Source organism: Cryocola sp. 340MFSha3.1, assembly GCF_000383315.1.
Lineage (GTDB): Bacteria > Actinomycetota > Actinomycetes > Actinomycetales > Microbacteriaceae > Leifsonia.
Genome location: NZ_KB911088.1, coordinates 282,812 through 306,011 on the forward strand (window position 1 = coordinate 282,812; position 23,200 = coordinate 306,011).

General features: G+C 70.4%; 23 protein-coding genes. 14 read left to right on the top strand and 9 right to left on the bottom strand.

Going from position 1 to position 23,200, the window contains the following annotated elements; genetic code table 11:
* Nucleotides 1-14 precede the first annotated feature (14 nt).
* The 7 genes from H284_RS0112350 to H284_RS0112380 are packed head-to-tail and all read left to right on the top strand — an operon-like array spanning nt 15 to nt 5,287.
* Nucleotides 15-1,394 carry an FAD-binding oxidoreductase gene (locus H284_RS0112350; RefSeq protein WP_020076483.1) on the top strand — a complete coding sequence of 460 codons (1,380 nt, stop codon included), beginning with the start codon at nt 15-17 and terminating at the stop codon, nt 1,392-1,394.
* On the top strand, nt 1,391-1,984 hold the full coding sequence (locus H284_RS0112355; protein WP_020076484.1) for a dihydrofolate reductase family protein: 594 nt from the start codon (nt 1,391-1,393) through the stop codon (nt 1,982-1,984). Before H284_RS0112350 ends, H284_RS0112355 begins: the two co-directional genes overlap by 4 nt.
* Nucleotides 1,981-2,901 (top strand): NAD-dependent epimerase/dehydratase family protein, encoded by a 921-nt coding sequence (locus H284_RS0112360; protein ID WP_020076485.1) that lies wholly within the window; start codon nt 1,981-1,983, stop codon nt 2,899-2,901. The genes H284_RS0112355 and H284_RS0112360 overlap by 4 nt, the downstream gene beginning before the upstream one ends.
* Nucleotides 2,902-2,942: 41 nt before the next feature.
* The gene (locus H284_RS0112365; protein ID WP_020076486.1) at nt 2,943-3,284 is read left to right on the top strand and encodes an antibiotic biosynthesis monooxygenase; all 342 of its coding nucleotides are present in this window, start codon (nt 2,943-2,945) and stop codon (nt 3,282-3,284) included.
* Nucleotides 3,285-3,302: 18 nt separating this feature from the next.
* The gene (locus H284_RS0112370; RefSeq protein WP_020076487.1) at nt 3,303-3,902 is read left to right on the top strand and encodes a TetR/AcrR family transcriptional regulator; all 600 of its coding nucleotides are present in this window, start codon (nt 3,303-3,305) and stop codon (nt 3,900-3,902) included.
* The gene (locus H284_RS0112375) at nt 3,899-4,321 is read left to right on the top strand and encodes a hypothetical protein (protein ID WP_020076488.1); all 423 of its coding nucleotides are present in this window, start codon (nt 3,899-3,901) and stop codon (nt 4,319-4,321) included. Before H284_RS0112370 ends, H284_RS0112375 begins: the two co-directional genes overlap by 4 nt.
* A 24-nt stretch (nt 4,322-4,345) precedes the next feature.
* The gene (locus tag H284_RS0112380) at nt 4,346-5,287 is read left to right on the top strand and encodes a helix-turn-helix domain-containing protein (protein ID WP_020076489.1); all 942 of its coding nucleotides are present in this window, start codon (nt 4,346-4,348) and stop codon (nt 5,285-5,287) included.
* 238 nt (nt 5,288-5,525) lie between these two features.
* On the opposite strand, the gene qcrB is transcribed toward H284_RS0112380, so the two are convergent.
* From qcrB to H284_RS0112400, 4 genes are all read right to left on the bottom strand, one after another.
* On the bottom strand, nt 5,526-7,190 hold the full coding sequence (qcrB, locus tag H284_RS0112385; RefSeq protein WP_020076490.1) for a cytochrome bc1 complex cytochrome b subunit: 1,665 nt from the start codon (nt 7,188-7,190) through the stop codon (nt 5,526-5,528).
* Nucleotides 7,190-8,542, bottom strand: a complete 1,353-nt coding sequence (locus H284_RS0112390; RefSeq protein WP_020076491.1) for an NAD(P)/FAD-dependent oxidoreductase — start codon at nt 8,540-8,542, stop codon at nt 7,190-7,192. The genes qcrB and H284_RS0112390 overlap by 1 nt, the downstream gene beginning before the upstream one ends.
* An 84-nt stretch (nt 8,543-8,626) precedes the next feature.
* The gene (locus H284_RS0112395) at nt 8,627-9,517 is read right to left on the bottom strand and encodes an RNA polymerase sigma-70 factor (RefSeq protein WP_231371208.1); all 891 of its coding nucleotides are present in this window, start codon (nt 9,515-9,517) and stop codon (nt 8,627-8,629) included.
* A 9-nt stretch (nt 9,518-9,526) separates the two neighbouring features.
* Complete coding sequence (locus H284_RS0112400) at nt 9,527-10,288, bottom strand: SDR family oxidoreductase (protein WP_020076493.1); 762 nt, start codon at nt 10,286-10,288, stop codon at nt 9,527-9,529.
* A 164-nt stretch (nt 10,289-10,452) separates the two neighbouring features.
* On the opposite strand from H284_RS0112400, the gene H284_RS0112405 reads away from it, so the two are divergent.
* A complete protein-coding gene (locus H284_RS0112405; RefSeq protein ID WP_020076494.1) occupies nt 10,453-10,854 on the top strand; it encodes a hypothetical protein in 402 nt (133 codons plus the stop codon).
* Nucleotides 10,855-10,886: 32 nt separating this feature from the next.
* Here H284_RS0112405 and H284_RS0112410 read toward each other — a convergent pair whose 3' ends face one another.
* Nucleotides 10,887-11,219: a DUF7882 family protein gene (locus H284_RS0112410; RefSeq protein ID WP_020076495.1), complete on the bottom strand. Its 333-nt coding sequence runs from the start codon at nt 11,217-11,219 to the stop codon at nt 10,887-10,889.
* 96 nt (nt 11,220-11,315) lie between these two features.
* Between H284_RS0112410 and H284_RS0112415 the strand changes: the two genes are divergently transcribed.
* The 3 genes from H284_RS0112415 (at nt 11,316) to H284_RS0112425 (ending at nt 16,269) form a co-directional block, all read left to right on the top strand.
* Nucleotides 11,316-11,543, top strand: a complete 228-nt coding sequence (locus H284_RS0112415) for an RNA-binding S4 domain-containing protein (RefSeq protein WP_020076496.1) — start codon at nt 11,316-11,318, stop codon at nt 11,541-11,543.
* A gap of 90 nt (nt 11,544-11,633) precedes the next feature.
* Nucleotides 11,634-12,194: a VanZ family protein gene (locus H284_RS0112420; protein ID WP_018192481.1), complete on the top strand. Its 561-nt coding sequence runs from the start codon at nt 11,634-11,636 to the stop codon at nt 12,192-12,194.
* Between the two features lie 184 nt (nt 12,195-12,378).
* The gene (locus H284_RS0112425) at nt 12,379-16,269 is read left to right on the top strand and encodes a DUF7927 domain-containing protein (RefSeq protein WP_081630407.1); all 3,891 of its coding nucleotides are present in this window, start codon (nt 12,379-12,381) and stop codon (nt 16,267-16,269) included.
* A gap of 80 nt (nt 16,270-16,349) precedes the next feature.
* On the opposite strand, the gene H284_RS0112430 is transcribed toward H284_RS0112425, so the two are convergent.
* Together H284_RS0112430 and H284_RS0112435 are read right to left on the bottom strand one after the other, a co-directional pair.
* Nucleotides 16,350-17,150, bottom strand: a complete 801-nt coding sequence (locus H284_RS0112430) for a class I SAM-dependent methyltransferase (protein WP_020076498.1) — start codon at nt 17,148-17,150, stop codon at nt 16,350-16,352.
* Nucleotides 17,151-17,200: 50 nt separating this feature from the next.
* Complete coding sequence (locus tag H284_RS0112435; protein WP_020076499.1) at nt 17,201-17,818, bottom strand: excalibur calcium-binding domain-containing protein; 618 nt, start codon at nt 17,816-17,818, stop codon at nt 17,201-17,203.
* A 112-nt stretch (nt 17,819-17,930) separates the two neighbouring features.
* Here H284_RS0112435 and H284_RS0112440 point away from each other — a divergent pair, with 112 nt between their 5' ends.
* The gene (locus tag H284_RS0112440; RefSeq protein WP_231371209.1) at nt 17,931-18,356 is read left to right on the top strand and encodes a hypothetical protein; all 426 of its coding nucleotides are present in this window, start codon (nt 17,931-17,933) and stop codon (nt 18,354-18,356) included.
* Between the two features lie 14 nt (nt 18,357-18,370).
* Here the strand turns inward: H284_RS0112440 and H284_RS20905 are convergent, their stop codons facing one another.
* Nucleotides 18,371-19,111, bottom strand: a complete 741-nt coding sequence (locus H284_RS20905; RefSeq protein ID WP_020076501.1) for a DUF2207 family protein — start codon at nt 19,109-19,111, stop codon at nt 18,371-18,373.
* A gap of 147 nt (nt 19,112-19,258) precedes the next feature.
* Nucleotides 19,259-20,299 (bottom strand): LacI family DNA-binding transcriptional regulator, encoded by a 1,041-nt coding sequence (locus tag H284_RS0112450; protein ID WP_020076502.1) that lies wholly within the window; start codon nt 20,297-20,299, stop codon nt 19,259-19,261.
* Nucleotides 20,300-20,437: 138 nt separating this feature from the next.
* On the opposite strand from H284_RS0112450, the gene uxaC reads away from it, so the two are divergent.
* Together uxaC and H284_RS20215 are read left to right on the top strand one after the other, a co-directional pair.
* Nucleotides 20,438-21,832, top strand: coding sequence for a glucuronate isomerase (uxaC, locus tag H284_RS0112455; protein ID WP_020076503.1), 1,395 nt, complete (start codon nt 20,438-20,440; stop codon nt 21,830-21,832).
* A complete protein-coding gene (locus H284_RS20215; protein ID WP_020665332.1) occupies nt 21,829-23,190 on the top strand; it encodes a mannitol dehydrogenase family protein in 1,362 nt (453 codons plus the stop codon). Before uxaC ends, H284_RS20215 begins: the two co-directional genes overlap by 4 nt.
* The last annotated feature ends 10 nt before the right edge of the window (nt 23,191-23,200 follow it).

Genomic DNA, 23,200 nt, shown 5'->3' on the forward strand with positions numbered 1-23,200 from the left:
CCTACGGTCGAACCATGACCGGAATCGAGCGATTGCGCGAGCTCCTCGACGGGGACGTCCTCACCGCGGACTCTCCCGGCTACGAGCGGGCACGCCGTCCGGAGAACCGTGCGTTCCGGGACACGCTCCCTGCTCTGATCGTGCTGTGCCGGTCGGAGGAGGACGTCGTTCGAGCGATCGCCTACGCGCGCTCGACCGGACTCCGCCTGGTGCCGAGGGGAGGCGGTCACTGCTTCGCGGGTCGGTCCTCGACCGAGGGGATCGTCCTCGACCTGTCGGCCCTGAACGAGGTCGCCGTCCATCCGGACGGGACGGCCCTGATCGGCGCCGGTGCTCGTCTCGGGGCCGTCTACCGCGCCCTGCACGTGCACGGGCGCACGCTGCCCGCGGGATGCGGGCCGAGCGTCGGAATCGCCGGGCTGACGCTCGGAGGCGGGATCGGACTGCTCGGCCGTGCCTACGGGCTGACCTGCGATCGGCTCCTCGGTGCACGCGTCGTCCTCGCGGACGGCTCCGTGGTCGACTGCGATGCGCAGAACGAACCGGAGCTGTTCTGGGCGCTGCGCGGTGCCGGTGGCGGACAGTTCGGCGTCGTCACCTCCCTCCGCTTCTCCACCCTCCCGGAACCCGCAGTGTGCCGGATCGAGGCGCACTGGCGCGACATCGACCCGCGTGCGGTGCTCACCGCGTGGCAGTCGTGGGCTCCCGACACACCGGATGAGCTCACCCTGAATGCGACGGTCGAGAGCCAGCCGAATGGCTCCGGCCCGCGCGTCCACATCGACGGAGCGTCCACGTTGTCCGAGAGCCGCACGCGTGAACTCCTGCACGAGTTCGCGAGCCGCGCGGGCCGGCCCACGCTGCTGGCGGTGAGCGAGCCGATGCCCTACTCGGCCCTGAAGGACGCGCTGTCGGATGACGCGAGGTCGTCGAGCGCGGAAAGCGTCCGCATCCGCTCGGAATTCTTCGACCGTCCGATCGACGACGGCGCCGTCTCCGCGCTCGTGTCGTGCCTCGAGACGGGTGAGGGCTCACGCAGCCGACGCCTGACGTTCACCGCACTGGCCGGCGCGTACAACCGCGTGGCCGAGACCGCGACCGCGTTCGCCCACCGCGGGCAACGATTCCTGCTCGAGCACGCCGGAACACCGGGCGACCCCTGGATCGATGCGTCGTGGGAGCTCGCACACGAACATGCCTCCGGTCGCGTCTATCCCAACTTCCCGGACCCGGCGCTCGAGGGTCCGCTTCGCGCGTACCACGGTGCGAACGGTCCCCGGCTGTCCGCCGTGAAGCAGCGCTACGACCCGCGCCGGTTCTTCGACTTCCCGCAGGCGGTTCCGCCCGCGGGTGCAGAACGCCCGACCGAAAACACGAAAGAGGTTCACCCATGAGCAAAGTGATCTGCGGCCTGGCCGTCTCCGTCGACGGCTACATCACCGGCCGCGAACCAGAACCGGGTCGCGGGCTCGGCGACGGCGGCGTCCTGTTCGACTGGTACGGCAGCGGCGACGTGCCCAGCCAGGTGTTCGACGGATTCCGTCTGACGGAACCGAGCGCACGCATCTTCGACGAGCTGGCGTCCCGCGTCGGCGCAACGCTCGCCGGCCACACCACCTACACCGACTCCAACCGCTTCGCAGAGGGGGCACCGCATCCCACCGCGCCGCTCGTCGTCCTCAGTCACTCGGACTTTCCGCCGGCCAACCCACGGCAGACCATCGTCAGCACCGGCATCCACGATGCCGTCGACGTCGCCAAACGCGCGGCGGCCGGAAAGGATGTCGGGCTGATGGGCGGAGTGCTCGTGACGGAGGCGCTCGCCGCCGGCCTGGTCGACGAGCTGATCCTGCATCAGGTGCCGATCCTGCTCGGCGCCGGACGGCGCTTCTTCCACGAGCTGCCGCAGCACATCCGGCTGGGGATCCTCGAGGTCGTCGCGGCCCCCGATGTCACGCACCTGCACTACGAGGTGAAGCGATGATCCTCGTCACCGGCGGACTCGGGATGATCGGAGCGCACACCGCCGCCGCCCTCGTCGACCGCGGGCACGAGGTCGTCGTCACCGCTCACCGCACGACCGAGGTGCCGTCGTTCCTCGACGGACGCGTCACCGTCGAGAATGTGGACACCACCGACCGGGACGCGTTCCTGGCGCTGGGCGACCGACACGACATCCGGGACATCGTGCATCTCGCCGGCAGCATCCCGGAAGCGGACCCCATCGAGTTCTTCCGGCGCGACACCGCCGGCCTCCTCAACGCCCTCGAAGCCGCCCGCAGGTGGGAGGTGGGCCGGTTCGCGGTCGCGAGCAGCATCGGCGTCTACACCGGTCGCCCCGAAATCCCGTGGACGGAAGACCTCGACCTCCCATCGGCCGATCTTCCGCATGCGATCGTCGCGTTCAAGAAGGCGGTGGAGCCGCTCACGCTGTTCGCGCTGGCGGGGACCGGCGTGCATCCCGTGCTGTTGCGGATCGGGAGCACGTGGGGACCGCTCATGGACCCGGAATCGCCTTTCAATCCCATCCCGCCCGCTGTCGGGGCCTTGCGTCGGGGTGAGCAGCCGCCGGCGCTGCATGCCGACGACGGCGGCGACTTCGGCTATGCCCCGGACACCGGTCGCGCGATTGCGCTCCTGATGGCCGCCGACGTGCTGGATCACACCGTCTACAACGTCTCGAGCGGGCACCGCTATACCCACCGCGAACTCGCCGAAGCCCTGGACGCCGCGTTCCCCGAGACGCCGGTGCGGTTGCTGGAGGGTCGCTCCACGGGGCCGGGAGAACATCCGTACCTCGATATCTCCCGTCTCCGGGCAGAGACGGGTTTCACGCCGGAGTTCGACGTCGCGGCCGCGGTCGCCGACTACGTGGCCTGGCGCAACGCCCACAGCCGCTGAACCAGCACGACCAGAGAGGGAGGAAGCCGATGGAAACGGTGATGGGAATCGCCCGATTCGTGTTCCGCGCGGGTGCCGTCGACGAGTTCACACGACTGTCCAGACAGTGCGTGCAGATCGTCGAGCAGGAGGACACGGGGACGACGCGGTACGAGGTGTACCTCAACGCCGATCGGACGGAGGCGATCGTGATCGAGGAATACGTCGACGCCGCCGCGTTCTTCGATCACCTCGCACACATCGGCCCCGACCTGATGACCGCCATCTCGGCAACCGGAACGCTCACCGGCGAGGTCCTGGGCAGCCCGAGCGCGGAACTGCGCCAACAGCTGGAGAACGCACCGGTCTCTCTTTTCGCTCCGCACTTGCGCGCAATTACCTGATTAAGTAAATATGGACAGGTGACTCCTGCTACTCGTCCCTATCGGTCCACCGAGGAGCGCCGGCGCGAGATCGTCGACGCGACGATCACGGTGCTGGCCGAGCGGGGCTTCGCCGCCACCTCGTTCGCCCGCATCTGCGAGGACGCCGGCCTCAGCAGCACCCGGATGATCTCGTACCATTTCGCCGACAAAGCGGCACTGATGCAGGCGGTGGTCGCGCACGTGATCGACGGCGCGGCCGCCGTGATGGTGCCGGCGATGGAGGCCGCCGGCACCTGGCGAGGCAAGCTCGCGGCGTACATCACCACCAACCTTCGGTACCTGGCCGACAACCGCCTCGCCGCGCGCGCGGTGATCGAGGTCATCGCCAACGCGCCGCGCGCCGACAACGGCCTCCGGGAGGACACCTCGGCGCTGCTGCTGTCGGTGCTGCTCTCACACGGCCAGGAGGCCGGCGAGTTCCACCAGTTCGACACCCTCGTGGTCGCGCGCTCGATCCGGGCGACGATCGACGCGTTCGCCACGACGATGCCCGGCTCCCCCTCCGCCACCGATGCGGCGATCGCCGAGATCGTCGACCTCTTCGACCGCGCGACCCGGCAAGGAGAACCCGCATGACGTCCACCGCCGCTCACCCGCTCGAGGTGCGGTCTGCTCTCGCAGCCGTCACCCGGCTCTGGGTGCTGTGCGCCGCCGTGTCCCTGACCGCCCTCGGTGTGGCGGCGATCCTGAGCGCGGTCGATCCCGCCGACGTGAACTGGGTGGTCTGGCTCCGTGGTGCCGTCGTCGCCGGAGCGAGCATCGTGTTCGTCTTCGTGACCCGGGCCGCCGCGCGGGGCAACCGCACGGCCTACACCCGGATGCGGTGGATCTCACTGCTCGCGCCGATCGGCATCGTCGTGATCATCGTGGCGCCGGACACCGGCTATCCGATCTGGATGAAGGTCGAGCAGGCTGCCGTCGGCGCCATCATCGCGATCATCGCGGTGTTCCTGAACAGGCGGGTCGTGCGCCGGGCGTTCGCCAGGGCCCGCTGACGACAGGGGTCGGAGAGGGGGAGCATGGAATCGTATGTCGAGCGGCCGCCGACGCCGGCGCTCGCGCGGGTGGTGCGCACGATCTGGATCCACCGCACCGGCGACGCCCCGTACGTCCAACGCCACCTCCCCACCGGCGGTGTCGAGATCCACGTGCCGCTCGGCGGCCAGCCCCGGCTGATGGGGCCGCTGACCGGGCCCCGGCTGGAGGTCATCCCGCCGCACACCACCATCGTCGGCGCCCGGTTCCTGCCTGCCGGCGCGCCGCCGCTGCCGGTCATGCTCGACGAACTGGTCGATGAAAACGTCGGTCTGTCGGAGGTGTGGGGCGGATCCGCGGAGCGCCTCGGCGAGGCCATGGCGCTGTCCGGCCGGGACGAGCGCGCCGTGGCCGTCCTGGAGGCGTTCCTTCTCGGGGAGTTCCGCGCGGCGGAGCGGATCGACCGGGCCATCCGGGAGGCCGTCTCCGCGCTGATGCCGTGGCGACCCCACGATGTCGGCGCCGTCGCGGCACACGTCGCGCTGTCGGAGAGTCAGCTGCGACGTCGCTCTCTCCACACGGTCGGGCTCAGCCCGAAGGTGCTTCAGCGGACCCTCCGCTTCCAAGGATTCCTGGCGCTGGCACAGGCCGGCGTAGCGGCGAGCGGACGACGCGGAAGCGACGGGATCGCCGGGATCGCCGTCGACGCGGGGTACGCCGACCAGGCCCACCTGAACCGGGAATGCCTGCGACTGACCGGTCTCACGCCCAGCCGATTGCTGCACGGCGATGTCGAGCGCTGTGCCTGCGGCCACGACCACTCCGCGTCATACCTTCCGTTCCTCGCCAGCCGCTCACCGGGGCTCCCCCCAGCGCCGGAGCTTCTCCGGATCCGCCACGACCCAGAGGTGGTCGACGGCCCCGACGACGCCGTCCGCGACAACGACGGCGAAGACGCGTCCGTCACGGGAGGCGACGAGTCCTGAGCGCCCATTCATCGGCCGGACGTCCAGACCGAGCGATGCGGGGTCGCCGAGCAGGCCGTGCAGGAGCGTCAGGCCCGAGGCGACGCCGACAGCCACCGGAAGGGATGCGTCGCCGCCGCGGTCCACCACCACGTGGACGTCCGGGCCGAGCAGCCGAGCCAGGGCCGGAGCGTCGCCGGCGAGGTAGGCGTCGCGCAGCGAGGTCGTCAGAGCGGCGGCCGCCGCGGCCGCCTCCGCCTCATGCCGCGCCCGCCCGCGCCGCGCCCGACCGGGCCTCCGCGGTGTGCGTGATCGCCTCATCCGTTCGTCCTCCGGCGACGACCTCGTCGCGGGTCAGCGGGCCCACCGGCTCCAAGCGGTCTTCGAAGAACACCCGGGCGAGAGCCGCCCGGAGCCGTTCGGTGGGCCGGAGCCGCCCGTCCTCGTCCGGCCTGGCGTTGACCGGGTGCACGGCGACCGGGCCCGCCAGGCGGTACCGCTCGGCCGCATCCACCGATCCGTGGACCTCCACGTACTCGCCGCCGGGCAGCCGGACGATGCGCCCGGTCTCGTACCCGTGCAGCAGGATGTCGCGGTCGCGCTTCTGCAGCGCGAGGCACACGCGGCGGGTGACGACGAACGCCACGACCGGACCCAGCACCACGAGCGCCTGGTAGCCGGCCACCACCGACTCCACGGTGAGGTGGAAATGCGTGGCCACGAGGTCGGCGCTCCCCGCGCCCCAGAGGGCGGCGTAGAAGACGATGCCCGAGACGCCGAGGCCGGTGCGCGTCGGCTCGTTGCGCGGGCGGTCGAGGAGGTGGTGGTCGCGGTGGTCGCCGGTCACCCACTCCTCGACGAACGGGTACACGGCGATCGCGAGCAGGTAGAGCCCGACCACCGCGAGGGGGATCAGGATCGCGAGCGTCCAGGTGCGGCCGAGCCACTCGAACTCCCAGCCGGGCGGGACGAGGCGGAGCGCTCCGTCGAGGAAGCCCGTGTACCAGTCCGGCTGGCTGCCCGCCGACGCGTCGCCGGGCGAGGAGGGTCCGTAGAGCCAGATCGGGCTGATCGTGACCGTCGCGGCGATGAGGACGATCGCGCCGGTCGCGATGGCGAGGAGGCCGCCCACACGCGCCGCCAGGTTCGGCAGAACCGGGACCCCGACGATCCGCTCCTCCGTGCGGCCCGGGCCGGCGAACTGCGCCGGCTTGTCGAGGTACGCCCGTCGCGCCCGCGCCGCGAGCAGCAGCACGAGCAGCGCCGGCACCACGGCGACGTGGATGGGGTAGAGGTTCTCGATGATCCGCCCGGGGAACTCGCCCCCGAACAGCAGCGCGGACAGCCAGGTGCCGACGACGGGGATGCCGAGGACGATGCCCTCCACGATGCGCAGTCCGGTGCCGGACAGCATGTCGTCCGGGAGCGCGTACCCGCTCCAGCCGCCGAGCAGGGCGGTGATCAGCAGGCCGAACAGCAGCACCCACGACAGCCGGCGGGGACGGCGGAACGCGCCGGTGAAGAACGAGACCGCCAGCTGCAGCATGATCGCGGCCGGGAGCAGGAGTCCCGCCCAGTGGTGCGCCTGGCGCACGAGCAGGCCGCCGGGCACCTCGAACGTGATCGCCAGCGTCGACTGCAGGGCCTTCGACATCTCGGCGCCCGCGAGCGGCGTGTACGGGCCGTCATAGGTCACGCGCGTGCTCGACGGCGTGTAGACGAACATGAGGATGAAGCCGGTCACGAACAGCACCAGGACGCACGCGAACGCGATGACACCGAACATGTTCGTCCAGTGCAGCGGCACGCGCCGGGTCCGGAGCTCGTCGCGGAGTGCGGCGACACGGCGTCCTGCAGCACTGTTCGAGACGACTCCGGCGAGCCGTGCCGTCGCGGAGGGCCGGTGCCTGCGGTCGACGGACATCAGACGGCCCTCCCGGCGAGCTCGCGCACGTCGGACGCTTCCGGCACGCCGCCCCCGACGAACGCCCGGCGGGGATGCTGCACCGAGAGCAGCGACACGATGTCGCGCCCGAAGAACACCGCACTCGCCCAGATCAGCAGCACCCGCACCTTGCGCTCCCAGGTCGGTATCGCGAGCACGTGATACCCGCGGTGCATCACCCAGGCGAGGAATCCCGTGATGACGATTCCGCGCCACTGGAAGATGCCGGTGCCGAGGCCGAGGGTCGCGACGACGCCGAGGCAGTGGTGCACGTAGTCCTTCGGCTGCTCACCGCGCAGGTTCGCGACGATGTTCTTCGCCAGCCGCTTGGCCTGCCGAACGGCGTGCTGGGCGTTGGGAACCGTGACGGCGCCGTCGATCGGGGACGCCAGGTCCGGCACCGCCGCGTCGTCCCCGGCCGCCCAGGCGTCCGGCACGACCGCGTCCGGCGTGCCCACTCGCAGGTCGGCGCGGACCATCACCGATCCGCGCGCCGTGACCGGCAGGTCGGTGTGGTTCGCGACGACCGGGTTCGCGCCGTTGCCGGCGGTCCACACGATGGTGTGCGCGTCGAACTCCGCACCGGTCGAGAGCACCAGGTGGCCGCCGTCCGCCGAGACGAGCTGCGCATCCAGGTGGATGTGAGCCCCACGGCGCTCCAGGGCGCGCACCACCCAGCGTCCCGGCTCGTCGGTCACCTCGGGGAGGATGCGGTTGCGCGCCTCGATCAGATGGAACGAGAGGTCCGAGAAGGTCAGCTCGGGATACGACTTCAGAAGCGCCGTGGCCAGCGAGAGCGTCTCGCCGAACCCTTCGACGCCCGAGAACCCGCCGCCGACGAACGCGACGGTGAGCAGGCGGCTGCGCTCCGGTCCGGGCGGCAGCACCGAGGCGCGGTCGAAAGCGTCGAGCAGCCGATCGCGGATGGCGACCGCCTCCTCGACATGCTTCATGCCGATCGCCTGCTCGGTGATGCCCGGGATGGGGAAGGTCCGGGTGACGGCGCCGGCGGTGACCACGATGATGTCGTAGCCCAGCGGGAACGGCTCGCCGTCCTTCGGGAGCACCGTCACCGTCTTCGACGCGTGGTCGATCCGGGTCACCGACGCGGGGATGAGCCGCGCGCGCTTCAGGTGGCTGCGGAGCGAGATGGCGGCATGCCGCGCCTCGATCGACCCCGCTGCGACTTCCGGGAGGAACGGCTGGTACGTCATGTACGGCCGGGGGTCGATCACGACGATCTCGGCTTCGTCCTTCCGCAGCTTCTTCTCCAGCTTCCATGCGGTGTAGAAACCGGCGTAACCGCCGCCCACCACGAGGATCCGGCGCATGAGTGCCTCCTGTCCGGCCGATGAATGTGCCTTCACCCGCTATGACCGGACAGCGTCCCGATTTGTGACATCGGGGGCGGGATTTCACGCCGGGACGGGGATGCGTTCCAGCTTCTGCGGGTTGAGCACCCACTGGAGGCGGCGGATGCCGTCGGCGGTGACGTCGAGCGCGATGAAGGCGACCACGGCGCCGTCGCGGACCAGCACGGCCGCGGGGCCGCCGTTGGCTTCGATGAGGCGCACGGTGCCGTCCCAGAACCGGTCGGCGAAGGCGTGGACGTACTTCGCCACCGTCTCGCGGGTGAAGACCGGGATGCGCGACGCCCGGGCCAGTCCGCCGCCGTCGGAGTAGCTGACGATGTCGGCGGTGAAGATGCGCTCGAGTTCGGCGATGTCGCCGGACTGTGCGGCCTCGAGGAAGGCCTCCAGCATCCGCTTCCGCTGGGCGTGGTCGACCTCGCGCACGTGCCGCTCCTCGGCCAGGTGCTTCCGCGCGCGGCTGACGAGCTGCCGCGCGGACGCCTCGGAACCCTGGATGATCTCCGCGATCTGCGGGTACGGGTAGTCGAAGGCCTCCCGCAGCACGTAGGCGGCGCGTTCGGTCGGCGTCAGTTTCTCAAGCAGCACGAGCACGGCGAACTCGAGCGCTTCACCGCGCTCGGCACCGAGGGAGGGGTCGGCGCTGGTGTCCACGGGCTCGGGCAGCCACGGCCCGATGTACGTCTCGCGCTTCACCCGCGCAGACTGGGCCTGGTTGATGGCCAGCCGGGTCGCCGCGGTCGCCAGGAAGGCCGCCGGCTCGCGCACCGCCGAGCGGTCGGTGCGCTGCCAGCGCTCCCAGGTGTCCTGGACGATGTCCTCCGCGTCCGCGACGGTCCCGAGCATCCGGTAGGCGATGCCGAACAGGCGCGGCCGCACCGCCGCGAACGTCGCCGCGGCGGTGTCGAGGTCGTCCTGCTCCACTGGCCCCGTCATGGTCGAATGCTAGTGGCGCTCCTCCAGCCAGCGGGAGAACGTCGTCCCGCCGAACCGGTGGTCGGTGATCGCGGGGTCGTTGCCCGGCGTGAGCGATCGGTCGTCGACCTGGCCGCCGTAGTATCCGGCGTCGGGATCCGTCGCCACGGTCCGCGGGTCGCCCGTCGCGGAGAACAGCCGGCGCGCCAGTTCGTCCAGCCGCAGGGGCTCCGGACCGGCGAGCTCCACGATCCTATTGAGGGGCGCTGCCACGGCGACCTCGGCCAGGGCGGCCGACACGTCCGCGGCGGCGATCGGCTGCATCAGCACATCCGACAGCACGGCCGTGCCATCCTGCGTCGCTCCGTCGGCGAGCGCACCGATGAACTCGAAGAACTGCGTCGCGCGCACGATCGTGAACGGCACCCCGCTCTCGCGCACGATGCGCTCCTGCGTCACCTTCGCCCGCATGTAGCCGATGTCGGGCATGCGGTCGGCGCCCACGATGGAGAGGACGACGTGGTGGCGGACGCCCGCGGCCTTCTCGGCCGCCACGAGGTTGGTGGCGGACCGCTCGAAGAACTCGTGCACCGGGCCGTCCTCGAACGACGGCGCGTTCGGGGTATCGACGACGACGTCCGCACCCTCGAGGACCGCGGCGAGCCCTTCGCCCGTGACCGTGTCCACGCCGGTCGACGGCGATGCGGCGACGACGTCGTGGCCCGCCTCCTGCAGACGAGAGACGACTCCGCGGCCGATCAGGCCGGTTCCGCCGATGGCGACGATCTTCATGTGCTGCTCCGTTTCTGCGCGGACGCTCCGCGCGTCACCAGCTCTGACCGGACAGGTGCCCGGGATGTGACAGCGGCGCGCGATTTCCGTCCGCAGTGTCACATCCGGTCGCCCTGCGCGGTCGTCATGAGTGAAGAGTTCCCTCACGAGAGAAAGGCGTTCCCATGTCGATGACAGCGTGGCTGCCCTCGGTGCTCACCCGGAGACGACAGCTCGTGGGCGAGCTGCGCGTCGCCACCGCTGCGCGCGATGCCCGACGCCTGCGACGGCTCCTCGACCCGGAGGTCGCGGTCGTGGTCGATGCGGGCGAGGGCGACCGCGCGAAGGTCCGCGTGGTGCGCGGCGCGGAGGATGCCGCGCTCCTGCTCGCCTACGGCCTCGGCGACCGGAGCGGACGGGAGGTCGTCGAACGCCCGGTGAACGGCCGGCCGGGCTTGCTGCTGCGCCGTGACGGGCAGCCGGCCGCGACGATCGCCGTCGATGTGACCGCGGGGATGATCAGTGTCGTCTGGGTGCGGCTCGGCGCCACGGTGCTTCGGCGCGGTAACGCCGTGCTGCCGGTGTGAGGGCGCGACCGCGACCCGACCGCGATCCCGTCCTAGATCCCCCGGTCGTGCGACGTCCCCGCGCAGAGGTCGCCGTCCTCGTCCAGCACGATCAGCCCGCCGTTGGAGTTGGCCGAGTCCGTCAGGCGGCGCAGCCACTCCCGGTTGATCTCGGGCGGCCGGGGGCTGTCGTAGTGGAATCGGATGGGAAGCGTGGAGTCCAGCCAGATCGTGCTCCGACCGCTTCCGTTGGCCCGCGACTCGCGCCAGGAGAGGGCGAAGGACTCCTTGCGTTGGAGCTTGGCGATGATGGCCACCTCCAGGTGGGCGAGGACGACGTCGTCGAACGACACCCGCGCTGAACCGTCGTAAGCGAGGTACCCCATCGGACCCACCTCCTGGCCATACCGTATCCATTCCGGACGCCTCCTCTGCCTCCCGATTTCCGGCCTGCTGGTCGCCGTGTCATCTACTATTCGGGGATGAAGAAGCCAGCTCCCATCGAGGACGTGTCGATCGGCGGCGACGCGATCCGGCTCGGCCAGTTCGTGAAGTTCGCCGGACTCCTCGACTCCGGCGGGAGCGTCAAGGAGGCGATCGCCGACGGCGATGTCGACGTCAACGGCGAGGTCGAGCTCCGGCGTGGGCGACAGCTGCAGGTCGGGGATGTGGTGACCTTCGCCGGGCACGCGGTGCGCGTCGCCCCCTGAGGTCGCTTCCCCGGCAATCCCTCGGAAGTCGTAGACCGTCGCGACCCGCGACTGACTCGCGCCGCGGGCGCGGTCCGTAGCGTCGAGAAGGTGACCGCATCCCTCTCCCTCCGTCCGACGCATCCGGCGCGCACCGCTCCCCGCTCGCTTCCGGCCGTGCTGTTCGCCGTCTACCTCGTGCTGCTGGTGTGGGCCGTGCTGTGGAAGTTCCACGTGCCCGACTTCGGCGGGGAGGGCGTGCGCGCCGTCAAGCTGGTGCCGTTCGTCGCGAGCGAGGGGTTCGGCGTCAACCGGCCGTCCGAGATGCTGGCGAACGTCGCTCTGTTCGTGCCGTTCGGCGTCTACCTCGGGGTGCTCGCGCCCCGGTGGCGCGTCTGGCCGGTCGCCGTCGTGGCGGCGCTGACCAGCTGCGCTCTGGAGGCGGCACAGTACGTTCTCGCATCGGGGAGTTCGGACGTCACCGACGTCATCCTGAACACCTCCGGCGCCGTCGGCGGATTCCTCGTCCTGTCGCTCGCCCGGTGGGTGTCGCGCGGCCGAGCCGTGTCCGCCCTCTACTGGCTGTGCTTCATCGTCACGGTGGCCGCCGCGGTGTTCGGGGCCTCGCTGCTCGGGTCGCCGCTCCATTCGCTCCCGCCGCTGCACCGCTGACGACCCGCGCCGCGGCATGCGAATGGAGGTGTCACTCGTTCGGGGGTCATCGGACCTTTCTGGGGGTGAAGCCGGGGTGAAATCCGGCCGCAGCCCGCTGGGCCGCCGCTAGCGTGTGGCGCGGCGGGCACCGGTCTCGGTGGTGCTCCGCCGCTCCATGACGCAGGACGAAGGGGATGCTGCTGTGTCTGCACACCAGGATGGGCGCGGCCGTCGCCGCGAGGGTCGAATCGCGCTGGGTTCGCCTTGGCGCTGGCTGGCCGCAGTGGTCGCTGGAACGCTCGCACTCGCCGCGGCGCTTGTCGGAGCGCCGGCGATGGCGGCGCCGGTCTACCAGATCGAAGCATCCTGGGCCGCAGGAACCCCGACGACCGTGAAAAGCGGCGACGTGGTCACCGGCGTCTGGCGCATCAACGTCAACGACGACGCCCCGGCGCCGTCGAACGACCCGGTGGACAACGTGACGGTCACGATCACGGCGCAGAACGGCCGCTACACGGCGGTCCCCTCGCTCTGTCTCACCACGGGCGTCACGCCCGCCTCCAGCATCTCCGCCGACGGGCACACCCTCGTCTGCAACGTCGGGACGCGCGACCAGGGCACCGCCGTGGTGATCCAGGCGCCCATCGTCGCCGACGGCGCGACCGACGACCAGATCACCGCGGACGGCAGCATCGGCGGTCAGACCGCGTCGCTGAGCCCGATCGACATCACGAATCCGTTCGGGATGGACATCCGCTGGGGTGTCGGTAGCCCTGCCTTCACCTTCGGCGACGGTGGCTACCTCGTCGACTACGAGTGGACGCTGAGCAAGGCGCTCGGCAGCGAAGCCGGCCCGCAGACCCTGACGTACAACCTCAACATCGCCTCCCCACAGGGCTCCCCCGTCTCCGTCGATGCTCAGGGGTGCACACCCTTCACCGGTCCGGGAGCCGCGGACGGCCACCCCTGGTCGGGCGGGTCGCACCCGGCGAGCCAGATGACCGTACCGGCGGGGACGTGCACCATCACCCAGACCGGACCCAACACCTTCCAGATGACCCTCACGGGGATCGATTACGCTCCGGCGAACCCGCCGACCCTGGACTCGGCCGGGAACCGCCTTCCTGTCGACCAGGTCGCCCTCGCATCCGGCTCCATCTGGATTCGCGTCAACACGGCATCCTCCGGCTCGGCCGTATTGAACTCCGATGCACCGACCTACACCTCGGTCAGCGGGCAGACAGCTCAGGACGACTTGTCCAACAACTCCGAGTCCAAGGCGTGGACGACGTTGGGCATCTACTCGTCCGGGTGGGGTCGCGGGTACACCGGCAGTGGTGGAACGCAGTGGGACGACACCTATCGGGTGTCCGCCGGAACAGTCCTCGGCCAGTACATGGACACGGCATGGCAGCGGCACACGGATCGCGCTGACGACCACCACGTCGGCATGTGTACCGCCCTCGACACCAAGTACGTGACCTTCGGCGGATGGGCGTGGGCGCAGCCGTTGGCCAACACGATCGGCGCCACGGCCGAGTACTACGTCGGAAACGACCCGACCGTCGACCCGGCCAGCGCGGGCTACGACCCGAACGCCTTCGACTGCGGCTCGACCACGGGGTGGACGACGACGCCTCCGGCCGACCTCAGCACGGTGAGGGCCCTTCGCATCATCGGAACGCAGGGGCAGTTCGAGCAGCTCTCGACGATGACGAACATCACCGCCGTCGTGACGCAGACCATCAAGCCGGATGTGCCGGCGGGTACGGACGTGTGGTCCTTCTTCTCGGGCATCGTCGACTTCAGTGCGACGACCGAGGGCTGGTTCAACGGCACCGGGTGCATCACCCCGACCGCGGGCTCGCGCTACCCCTGCACGACCGGGTTCCGTGACGTGGTCCGCATCGTGACCGCCACGCCCGCCATTTCGAAGTCGGCCGACCGCTCGGTCGTCAGCCCCGGCGACCCGGCCGTCTACACGCTGACCTACTCGGCGAACGGCGCCGGCGCCATCCCGGCGACCGTCGACGGCTACCAGCTGGTCGACACGCTGCCGGCGGGCGTCACCTACGTGCCCGGCACCGCATCCCCCGAGCCGGCGGTGTCGACCAACGGCTCCGGCCAGCAGGTGCTGACATGGACCCTGAACGGCGTCACCACGAACGCCGACCACGCCCTCACCTACCAGGCGGTCGCGGACAGCAGCGTGACGCCGGGTTCCGCCCTGGTCAACTCGGTCAGCGCCACCTACGCCGGCATCACGAAGTCCGCCGCCGCCCAGGTCACCGTCGCCACCGACGGCTACACGACCGTGGTGAAGACCGCCGACGCTCCGTTCATCCCGAACGTGAACGGCGACGGGACCGGCACGGGTTCGTGGACGGTCACCGTGAAGTCGTACGACCCGGTCACCCAGCCGTTCACGGACACGATCGACATCCTCCCGTACAACGGCGATGGACGCGGCACCGCCTACTCCGGTTCGTACGCGCTCACCTCGGTGAACGCCCCGCTCGGAGCGACCGTGTACTACACGACCGCCGACCCGACGACCCTGTCCGACGACCCGTCGGCTGCGCAGAACGGCGCTGCCCCGGGCGACCCGACCGGCAACACCGCAGGCTGGACGACGACCATGCCGGCGAACCCGACCGCGGTCCGCGTGATCGGCGGCAGCCTCGCGCCGGGCGCCACCCAGCAGTTCGGCGTCCACATCACGACGAACGGCGTGAAGGGCGGCGACACGCTCGTGAACCGGGCGCAGGCCATCGCGGGTCACACCGCACTCGTGATGCGCACCTCCGCGGCCATCAGCGTGGCGAACTACTACTCCGCGACCATCCTCAAGGAGGTGCAGGCGGCCGACGGCACCTGGCACGACGCCAACAGCTCGGTCGACTACCCCGCGTTCCACTACGGCGACACGGTCCACTACCGCGTCACCGTGACGAACACGGGTCAGGGCACGCTGACGAACGTCGACCTGACGGATGACAAGAGCCCGAGGGCCGGTGCCTTCCACATCGCCTCGCTCGCGCCGGGCGCCTCCGAGTCGCACGAGTACGACCTGGTGCTCGACGAGACACTGCCTGGCGGCGGGTTCGTCAACACGGCCTGCGCCACCGCCGACACCCCGGCGGACTCGGGTATCGCTCCGACCATCCCCTGTGACCCGGCCGGCATCGACATCGCGGGCTACTCGGTCGTGAAGACCGCCGACCCTGCTCCCGGTTCGGTCGTGCACTCGGGTGACGTCATCCACTACACGGTGACCGTCACGCAGCGCGGGCCGGTCCCGTCGGCGGCGTCCTTCACCGATGACCTCAGCAAGGTCGTCGACGACGCCACCTATAACGGCGACGTCGCAGCGGATGCGGGCACGGCGACGGTGACCGGCAGCTCGATCGCCTGGTCCGGAACGCTGGGTGTCGGTGCGGTGGCGAAGATCACTTACTCGGTGACCGTGAAGGGTGCGCGCTCGATGGGCGACGGCACGCTCGACAACGTGGTGACCTCCGACGGCTGCGCTCCCGCCTCCGACTGCGAGACGGTGCACCGGTTCGGCAGCTACACCTTCGCCAAGACGTCGGACCCGGCGTCCGGCCACGCGGTGAAGACCGGTGACCGCATCACCTACACCCTCACCATCGCCCAGTTCGGCGCGGCGCCGGTGACCGGCGGCAACGTCGTCGACGACCTCAGCAAGGTGCTCGACGATGCGACCTGGGCCGGCGACCAGAAGGCGACCTCGGGAACTGTGACCCGCACGGGCTCGACTCTCACCTGGACCGGTGACCTCGCCGTCGGGCAGGTCGTCACCGTGACCTATTCGGTGGTGGTCACCGGAGACGGCGACAAGCAGATCGCCAACGTCGTCACCAGCCCCGACGGCGACGCGCTCTGCGTGCCCGCGCCGGACAAGAACCCGGACTGCGCCACCAGCCACCGCGTCGACGACCCGGCCGTGACGGCGGGCCTCGCCTCGACCGGTTCGACGATCGGCTGGGGTGTCGGCGGCCTGGCGGGCATCCTGCTCGCCGCCGGGGGAGCGCTGCTCTTCCTGCGCCGACGCCGCATCAGTAACACCTAGCACCCATCACCACGAAGGCCGCCGGGCGTCGCTCGGCGGCCTTCGTGCTGCGCCGGGTCCGAGGTCGGGTCGGGTCGCGTTCAGGCGGCCCAGGCGCGGAACAGGATCGTCTGCACCGGGATGGTCGTCGGCGCGGGCCCGTACTCCGCCGCAAGCCGTTCCTCCACCGCGCGGATCAGCGCATCCACGTCTCCGGATCGCGACCGCACCTGATCGGAGACCGGATTGCCGCGGATCAGGCCGTCCGCGAAGTCCGACCACGAGGCCACGGGCGCGTCGTGCGGCAGCACGTCGATGCGGAGCGTACTGAACCCGCTGTCCTGCGCCAGCCTCCGCAGCCGCTCGACGTCGCTCATCCCGAACGGCACCCGGTAGAACGGCGGAGGGTCGTCGGGGAACGTCTCCGTCAGTAGCGCGTCGACAAGCCCGGCGAACCGGTTGCGGTCGTGGCTGTCCCACACGCTGAACACGTACACGCCGCCGTCGGCGAGCACGCGCCGCGCCTCCCGGAATCCCGCGCCGACATCCGGCAGGAACATGATGCCGAACTGGCACGCCACCGCGTCGAAGCTCGCGTCCTCGAACGGCAGCGCCTGAGCATCCGCGACCTGGATGCGCGTCCCGACCGGCACCTTGCCGGCGGCCCGCTGCAGCATCGCCTCGTTCAGGTCGGTGATGACGAGCTCCGCCCCGGGATTGTGCGCGACGATCCCTGCCGACGAGATCCCGGTCCCGGCCGCCACCTCGAGGATGCGTTCGGGCGCCGTCGACGCCACCGCTTCCCCGAGCACATCGGCGTAGTGGCGGAAGAGAACGGGTCCGAGCTCCGAGTCGTAGAACTCGGGAATGGACCCCTGGAATCGCGCGGCGTCGTCGTCCACGGTGGAAGGGTACCGCCGTGGGTGCGGTTCGTGGGGGGCGGGTTGCGGCCTTACTCGCAGGCCACTCCGTCGCCGTCACGGTCCAGTTTGCGGGAGTAGCCCGGCTGACCGGCGTACAGCGGAGCCTTGCCGGCCGCGCGGACGGCCGTGCAGTTCGGGTAGTCCACGCTCGGTGCCGGTGCCGGTGCCGGCGCAGGCGCAGGCGGGGCCGGAGCTGGCACCGGCGGAGCCGGCGCGGGCGCTGGCGCGACGGGTGCGGGTGCCGGTGCAACAGGAGCCGGTGCCGGAGCCGGTGGGGTTGCTGTGGTGGTCGGCGTGGGCGTTGCCGTCTGCCTCCCGGAGGTCCCCTTGGTGACGGTGAGCTTCACCGTTCCCCCACGCTTGATGCTCGCGCCGGCTTTCGGCGAGGATTTCGTGACGGTCCAGTTGCTCTTGACGATGACGAACTTGGACCACTTCCATTTCAGCCCGACCGCCTTCAGCGCTTTGCTCGCTGCTGCGCCGTCGAGACCGACGACCTTCGGAACGACGACCTTCTTAGCCCCTGTGACGGGCACGGTGATGACGGTTTCGGTCGGAGCGGCTGTCGCGGGCACCGGCCCGGTCAGCAGCGAGCCGATGACGGCTCCCGCGAGCACGACGGTGGAGAGCAGCGTTCGATTGCGCATGAGAGTTCCTCGGAGATTCGGGTGATCGCCTCAGTCTTGCGGCAGTGGCCGCGGCACGGCAGACCCGCATACGAGGGGTGGTTGAGCGGTCGCGGCCGGTATGCTCCGGACCATGCGAAGTCGGGGGGCACGCGCCGTTGCCGTGATGCTGATTGCTGCCGGCGCGCTGGCGACCGCGGGGTGCTCCGGCTCGAGGTTTCCCCGCTACGCGTCGTGCCTTCCCGCCCGCATGAACGTGGATCCTGCGATCGTCGCGCCGGGTGACGTCGTGACCGTCTCCGCCGATCCGCCCGAGTGCGATCTGAACTATGAGCCCGGCCATCAGTACATCATTCGGCTGCGGGCCGTCGGGGTGAGTTCGCCGCCGATCAGGGCGGATGTGGATCGGGACGGGCGCTTCTCGGCGGCACTCCCCATCCCCGCCGACTTCCCGTTGGGGCCGGCGACCGTCGCCGTCACGGGAAGCCCGTACGACGAGTGCGGCAAGAGCCGCTCTGGCTCGTGCGCGGGATACACAGTGGCCGTCGAGGTGAGGTGAGGTGAGGGCGGCGCCTACACGCCCCCTCCGCCTCCGCCGCCCCCACCGCCGCCGGAGAACCCACCGCCGCCGGTGCCGCCGGACGACGAGCTGCTCGCGATGGTCGTGCTGGAGGAGATCCCGCTGACCATCTGGGAGAGCACGGCCGCGTTGAATGCGGTCTGACCGGCGTACCAGGTCGGACTCTGTCCGGTCTCCTCATAGAACCGTCCGAGCTCCGCGAGCCACTTCTTCTCCTCGCCGAACAGCACGGCCCAGGGGAGGAGGCGCTCGGTGAGGCTCAGCATCTCCCGCGGGTCGTTCACGGCGACGGGCACGCGCTCAGCCCCCTGCGGTGACTGCAGGTAGCGGATGCGGTCGGCCTCGGCGAGGTGCACGTACATCTTGAGGCCCTCCACGTACTCGCGGAGGGTGCTGCCGGTGGTGCTCAGGGGCGAGTGCGACAGCAGGATGGCGGTGACGATGAGGAGCAGGATGGCGCCGATGATGATTCCGACGGGCAGTGCGCCTCCGAAGACGCCCGCGAGACACAGCACCGCGCCGACGATGGCGAGGAGGGTGGCGCCCAACGCGCTGAAGAACACCGCGCGGACCGCTCCGCGTGGTCCCGTCCTCCGGTAGCCGTAGCGGGTGGCGTCCTTGTGCACGCGCTTCAGCAGTGCGGCGATGGCGCGGGCGACACGCGAGTTGGATGAGCCGAGTTCGAGCGTCGTCCCGGGCGCGGGCGACGTTCCGCAGCATCCTGAAGAACTCACGTGCCGCGTACGTGCTAGCTGACGCATCCAAGTTCGGCCGGGTCGCCCGCCACCGGGTGGCTGCGCTCGGCGAGGTGACGGGCCTGATCGCGGACGCCCCGCCGCCCGCCGAGATCGCGAAGGCACTGACCGCGCCGGGTGCGCTGACTATCGCGTCCTGTCCCGCCCCAGATCCGCGACCGACTCCCGGCTGATGTAGGTGGTCGGCAGGCGCGGTTCGTGCTTCTCCTCGATGCCGGCGATCTCGACCTGGAGGCGGTGGATGGCCGCTTCGCCGACCTCGCGAAGCGGGCTCTTAATCGTGCTGAGGGCGGGAGTTGGCAGATCGGCGCCGAAGATGTCGTCGAAGCCGACGATGCTGAGCTCGCGAGGGATGTCGAGTGCCCGGTCACGCGCGGCCCGGAGCAGGCCCAGGGCTATCAAATCGTTGTAGGCGAAGACGGCGGTCACATCGGCCGCGAGCACACGTGGAAGGGCGTCGGCGCCGCCCGCGCGCGTCGGGGCGGTCGACGGGATCTCCACGATCGACATCCCTGCATCGACCGCGAAGTGGAAGAGCGTCCGCCAGCGCACGTCGTTCATCCATGAGGCGTCGGGGCCGGCGAGGTAGGCGATACGCCGGTGGCCGAACTCGCGGAGCTGGTCGAGCGCCCCGGCGATGCCCGGACGCGGGTCGGGGATGACGGCCGAGACGCCCTCGACCTGCCGGTTGGCGACGATCAGGGGCTTCACCGAAGCCAGGTCGATGATCTCCTCGTCGGAGAGACGGGAGGCCACGAGGAACAGGCCGTCGACCGACGTCTGGAGACGCCTTGCCGTCGCCAGCTCCAACTCGGGCGACTCCTGGGACTCGGCGAAGACCAGCGTCTGCCCCGCGGCCGTCGCCACACGCTCCGCGCCGCGGACGACGTCGAAGTACACCGGATTCGTGATGTCGGAAACGAGGAGGGCGAGGGTACCGGTCTTGCCGGTGGGGAGTGCGCGGGCCATCGGGTTGATCCGGTAACCCAACTCGTCCGCGACGTCTCGGATGCGGCGCTCGGTGGCCTCCTTGAGGCGACCCGGCTTGTTGAGGGCTCGAGACACAGTTGAGGGGCTGACGCCGCTCGCCTTCGCGACGTCGTAGATCGTGGCCGGTGGCCTCCGCGTATGCGCGCGCGGCGGGCTGCTGACCTCTGACTCGCTCATGCGGCTCCTTCCACCCGCTCGCGCCCGGCAAACGGTTGGCACAGTCTATCGTCGGCCCTCCGACCTCGGCAGGATACCGGGCCGACCAAGTTTGGCAATCGGTTGACAAACGCCGATTTGGACGGCGAGACTGGACCCATGCTCCAGCCGCGACGACGCGACCCCGATCGCCTCCTCCCCTCGGATCCACGCACCCGCGAGATCGCCCGCGATCTTTACGAACGCGTGGCGGAGGCGCCCATCGTCTCCCCTCACGGCCATGTGCCCATCGACTGGCTGGCCGACGATCGTCCGTTCGGAGATCCGGCCGACCTGCTGGTGACGCACGACCATTACGTGACGCGTCTGCTCCACGCCAGCGGCGTCGATCTCGACGAGCTCGGGCTGGGGCGCGCGGCCGACCCGCGTGCGGTGTGGCGCCTCCTCGCCGCGAATTGGCATCTTTTCGCGGGAACCGCCTCCGGGTATTGGCTGGAGGAGGAGCTGACCACCGTGCTCGGCATCGAGGAGGAGCTGAGCGCCTCGACAGCCGACCTCATCTACGACGAGATCGCCGCACGACTGGCCGAACCGGAGTATCGCCCGCGCGCCCTGTTCGAGCGTTTCGGAATCGAGGTGCTGGCGACCACGGACGACCCGCTCGACGATCTCGCGGCACACGACCGGCTGCGGGACGTCGGACTGAACGGCCGCGTCGTCCCCACCTTCCGCCCGGATCGCTATCTCGACCCGGACGCGCGGGGTTACCGCGACAGCGTCGAACGGTTGCTCGCCGCAACCGGACAGCCGACCACCTTCGCCGGTTACCTCACGGCATTGGAGGAGCGGCGGCGCTACTTCATCGCACACGGTGCAGTCTCGGCCGACCACGGCGTCCAGGAACCGGTCACCTTCGACCTTCCGCCCGCCAACGCAGAACAATTGTTCGCGGGGGCGCTCGACGGGCGCGCGACCGCGGAGGAGCGGCGCGTGCTGCGCGGTCACATGCTGTTCCAGATGGCCCGGATGAGCGTCGACGACGGCTTGGTCATGACCGTCCACGCCGGTGTGCTGCGCAATCACAGCACCGCGACCTTCGAGCGGTTCGGACCCGATACCGGGCACGACATCCCGGTCACGACGGACTTCGTCCACGGTCTGCGGCCGTTGCTGGAGCGCTTCGGAAACGCCGACGGCTTCCACCTCGTGCTGTTCGCCGTCGACGAGACGGTGTACTCGCGCGAGATCGCGCCGCTCGCCGGCTTCTACCGCAGCGTGTACATCGGCGCGCCGTGGTGGTTCCTGGATGCGCCGGACGCGATCGGCCGGTTCCGGTCGGCCGTCACGGAGACAGCCGGGTTCTTCCGTGGGTCGGGCTTCATCGACGACACCCGCGCGTTCCTGTCGATTCCGGCGCGCCACGACACCGCTCGGCGCGCAGACGCGGGCTTCCTTGCCCGCTATGTCGCGGAGGGGCGGATCACGCTCGCGATGGCGGAGCAGATCGCGGACGAGCTCGTGGGCGCCCAGCCGAAGCGGGTGTTCAAGCTGTGACCACGATCGACACCGCCACCGCACCAGCGCTGACCCGACGGGCGCTCGCTCAGCCCGAACCGGTGCCTCCGGTGCGCATCGTCCACCTGGGTCTGGGTGCCTTCCACCGCTCCCATCAGGCCTGGTACACCGCTCGCGCGGAGGACTCCGCCGAGTGGGGGATCGCCGCCTTCACCGGGCGCACCCCGGATGCCGCCGCAGCGCTCCGCACGCAGGAGGGCGTCTACACCTTGGTCGAGCGGGACGCGCAGGGCGACCGGTATGAGGCGATCGGGAGCATTGTCGAGGCGTGGTCCGGCGATGACGTGACCCGCTTCGTTCGCACGGTCTCCGCGCCGGCTGTCGCCGTCGTGACGCTCACCATCACGGAGGCCGGCTATCGGCTGACCGCCGCGGGGGAGCTCGACCTCGACGATCCGGTCGTCGCCTCTGACATCCTTCTGCTCCGCGACCTCGTCGTCGACGGGGGGACGATCCCCTCGACGTCCCCGCGGACCGCTCCGGCGCGCCTACTCCTCGGCCTCCATGCCCGCCGTCAGGCGGAGGCGCCGCCCGTGGCGATCGTCCCCTGCGACAACCTGCCGGCGAACGGCGACCTCGTGCGCCGCACGCTGACCCGGCTTGCGGAGCGCGTCAATCCGACGCTGGCCGCGTGGCTTCCGCAGGGTGCATCCTTCGTCTCGACCTCGGTCGACCGCATCACGCCGCGACTTGATCCACATGACCGGGCGCTGGTCGCCGCCTCGACCGGTTGGTCCGATCAGGTGCCTGTCGTCGCCGAGCCCTTCTCCGATTGGGTGCTGGCGGGCGAGTTCCCGTCCGGCCGACCAAGGTGGGAGACATCGGGCGCCCGCTTCGTCGACGAGATCGCTCCCTGGGAGGCACGGAAGCTGTGGATGCTGAACGGCGCGCACACGCTCCTGGCCTCGACCGGACGGCTGCGTGGGCACGCGACCGTAGCAGAGGCGTTCGCCGACCCCGACTGCCGGGCCGAGGTCGAGCGGCTGTGGGACGAGGCCGCCGCCAACCTGGCGGACGTGGAGACCCGAGATTACCGCTCCGCGCTCGCCGAGCGCTTCGCCAATCCGCGGATCGTCCATCGTCTCGCCCAGATCGCGGAAGGGTCGGAGACCAAACTCCGCCTGCGCATCGTCCCGGTCGCGGAGGCCGAGCGCGCCGCGGGACGCGCGGCGACCGGGTGCGCGACGGCGATCGCCGCGTGGATCCGGCAGGAGTCGCCCGACTCGGACGTCGCGACCGTCACCCGTGATCTCTCACCCGCACTCGGCCGGGACGAGCACTTCGTCGCGACCGTGCGCCATCTCCTGTCGACCCTCCCGGTCGGCCCGACACGATAGAAAGCAGAGC

Coding starts and splice junctions, on each gene's coding strand:
- H284_RS0112360 (WP_020076485.1), top strand. CDS start 1,981: ATGATCCTCGTCACCGGCGGACTCGGGATGATCGGAGCGCACACCGCC.
- H284_RS0112450 (WP_020076502.1), bottom strand. CDS start 20,299: ATGAGCGAGTCAGAGGTCAGCAGCCCGCCGCGCGCGCATACGCGGAGG.
- H284_RS0112380 (WP_020076489.1), top strand. CDS start 4,346: ATGGAATCGTATGTCGAGCGGCCGCCGACGCCGGCGCTCGCGCGGGTG.
- qcrB (WP_020076490.1), bottom strand. CDS start 7,190: ATGTCCGTCGACCGCAGGCACCGGCCCTCCGCGACGGCACGGCTCGCC.
- H284_RS0112365 (WP_020076486.1), top strand. CDS start 2,943: ATGGGAATCGCCCGATTCGTGTTCCGCGCGGGTGCCGTCGACGAGTTC.
- uxaC (WP_020076503.1), top strand. CDS start 20,438: ATGCTCCAGCCGCGACGACGCGACCCCGATCGCCTCCTCCCCTCGGAT.
- H284_RS0112405 (WP_020076494.1), top strand. CDS start 10,453: ATGTCGATGACAGCGTGGCTGCCCTCGGTGCTCACCCGGAGACGACAG.
- H284_RS0112350 (WP_020076483.1), top strand. CDS start 15: ATGACCGGAATCGAGCGATTGCGCGAGCTCCTCGACGGGGACGTCCTC.
- H284_RS0112440 (WP_231371209.1), top strand. CDS start 17,931: ATGCGAAGTCGGGGGGCACGCGCCGTTGCCGTGATGCTGATTGCTGCC.
- H284_RS0112410 (WP_020076495.1), bottom strand. CDS start 11,219: ATGGGGTACCTCGCTTACGACGGTTCAGCGCGGGTGTCGTTCGACGAC.
- H284_RS0112400 (WP_020076493.1), bottom strand. CDS start 10,288: ATGAAGATCGTCGCCATCGGCGGAACCGGCCTGATCGGCCGCGGAGTC.
- H284_RS0112395 (WP_231371208.1), bottom strand. CDS start 9,517: ATGACGGGGCCAGTGGAGCAGGACGACCTCGACACCGCCGCGGCGACG.
- H284_RS0112415 (WP_020076496.1), top strand. CDS start 11,316: ATGAAGAAGCCAGCTCCCATCGAGGACGTGTCGATCGGCGGCGACGCG.
- H284_RS0112390 (WP_020076491.1), bottom strand. CDS start 8,542: ATGCGCCGGATCCTCGTGGTGGGCGGCGGTTACGCCGGTTTCTACACC.
- H284_RS0112435 (WP_020076499.1), bottom strand. CDS start 17,818: ATGCGCAATCGAACGCTGCTCTCCACCGTCGTGCTCGCGGGAGCCGTC.
- H284_RS0112355 (WP_020076484.1), top strand. CDS start 1,391: ATGAGCAAAGTGATCTGCGGCCTGGCCGTCTCCGTCGACGGCTACATC.
- H284_RS0112375 (WP_020076488.1), top strand. CDS start 3,899: ATGACGTCCACCGCCGCTCACCCGCTCGAGGTGCGGTCTGCTCTCGCA.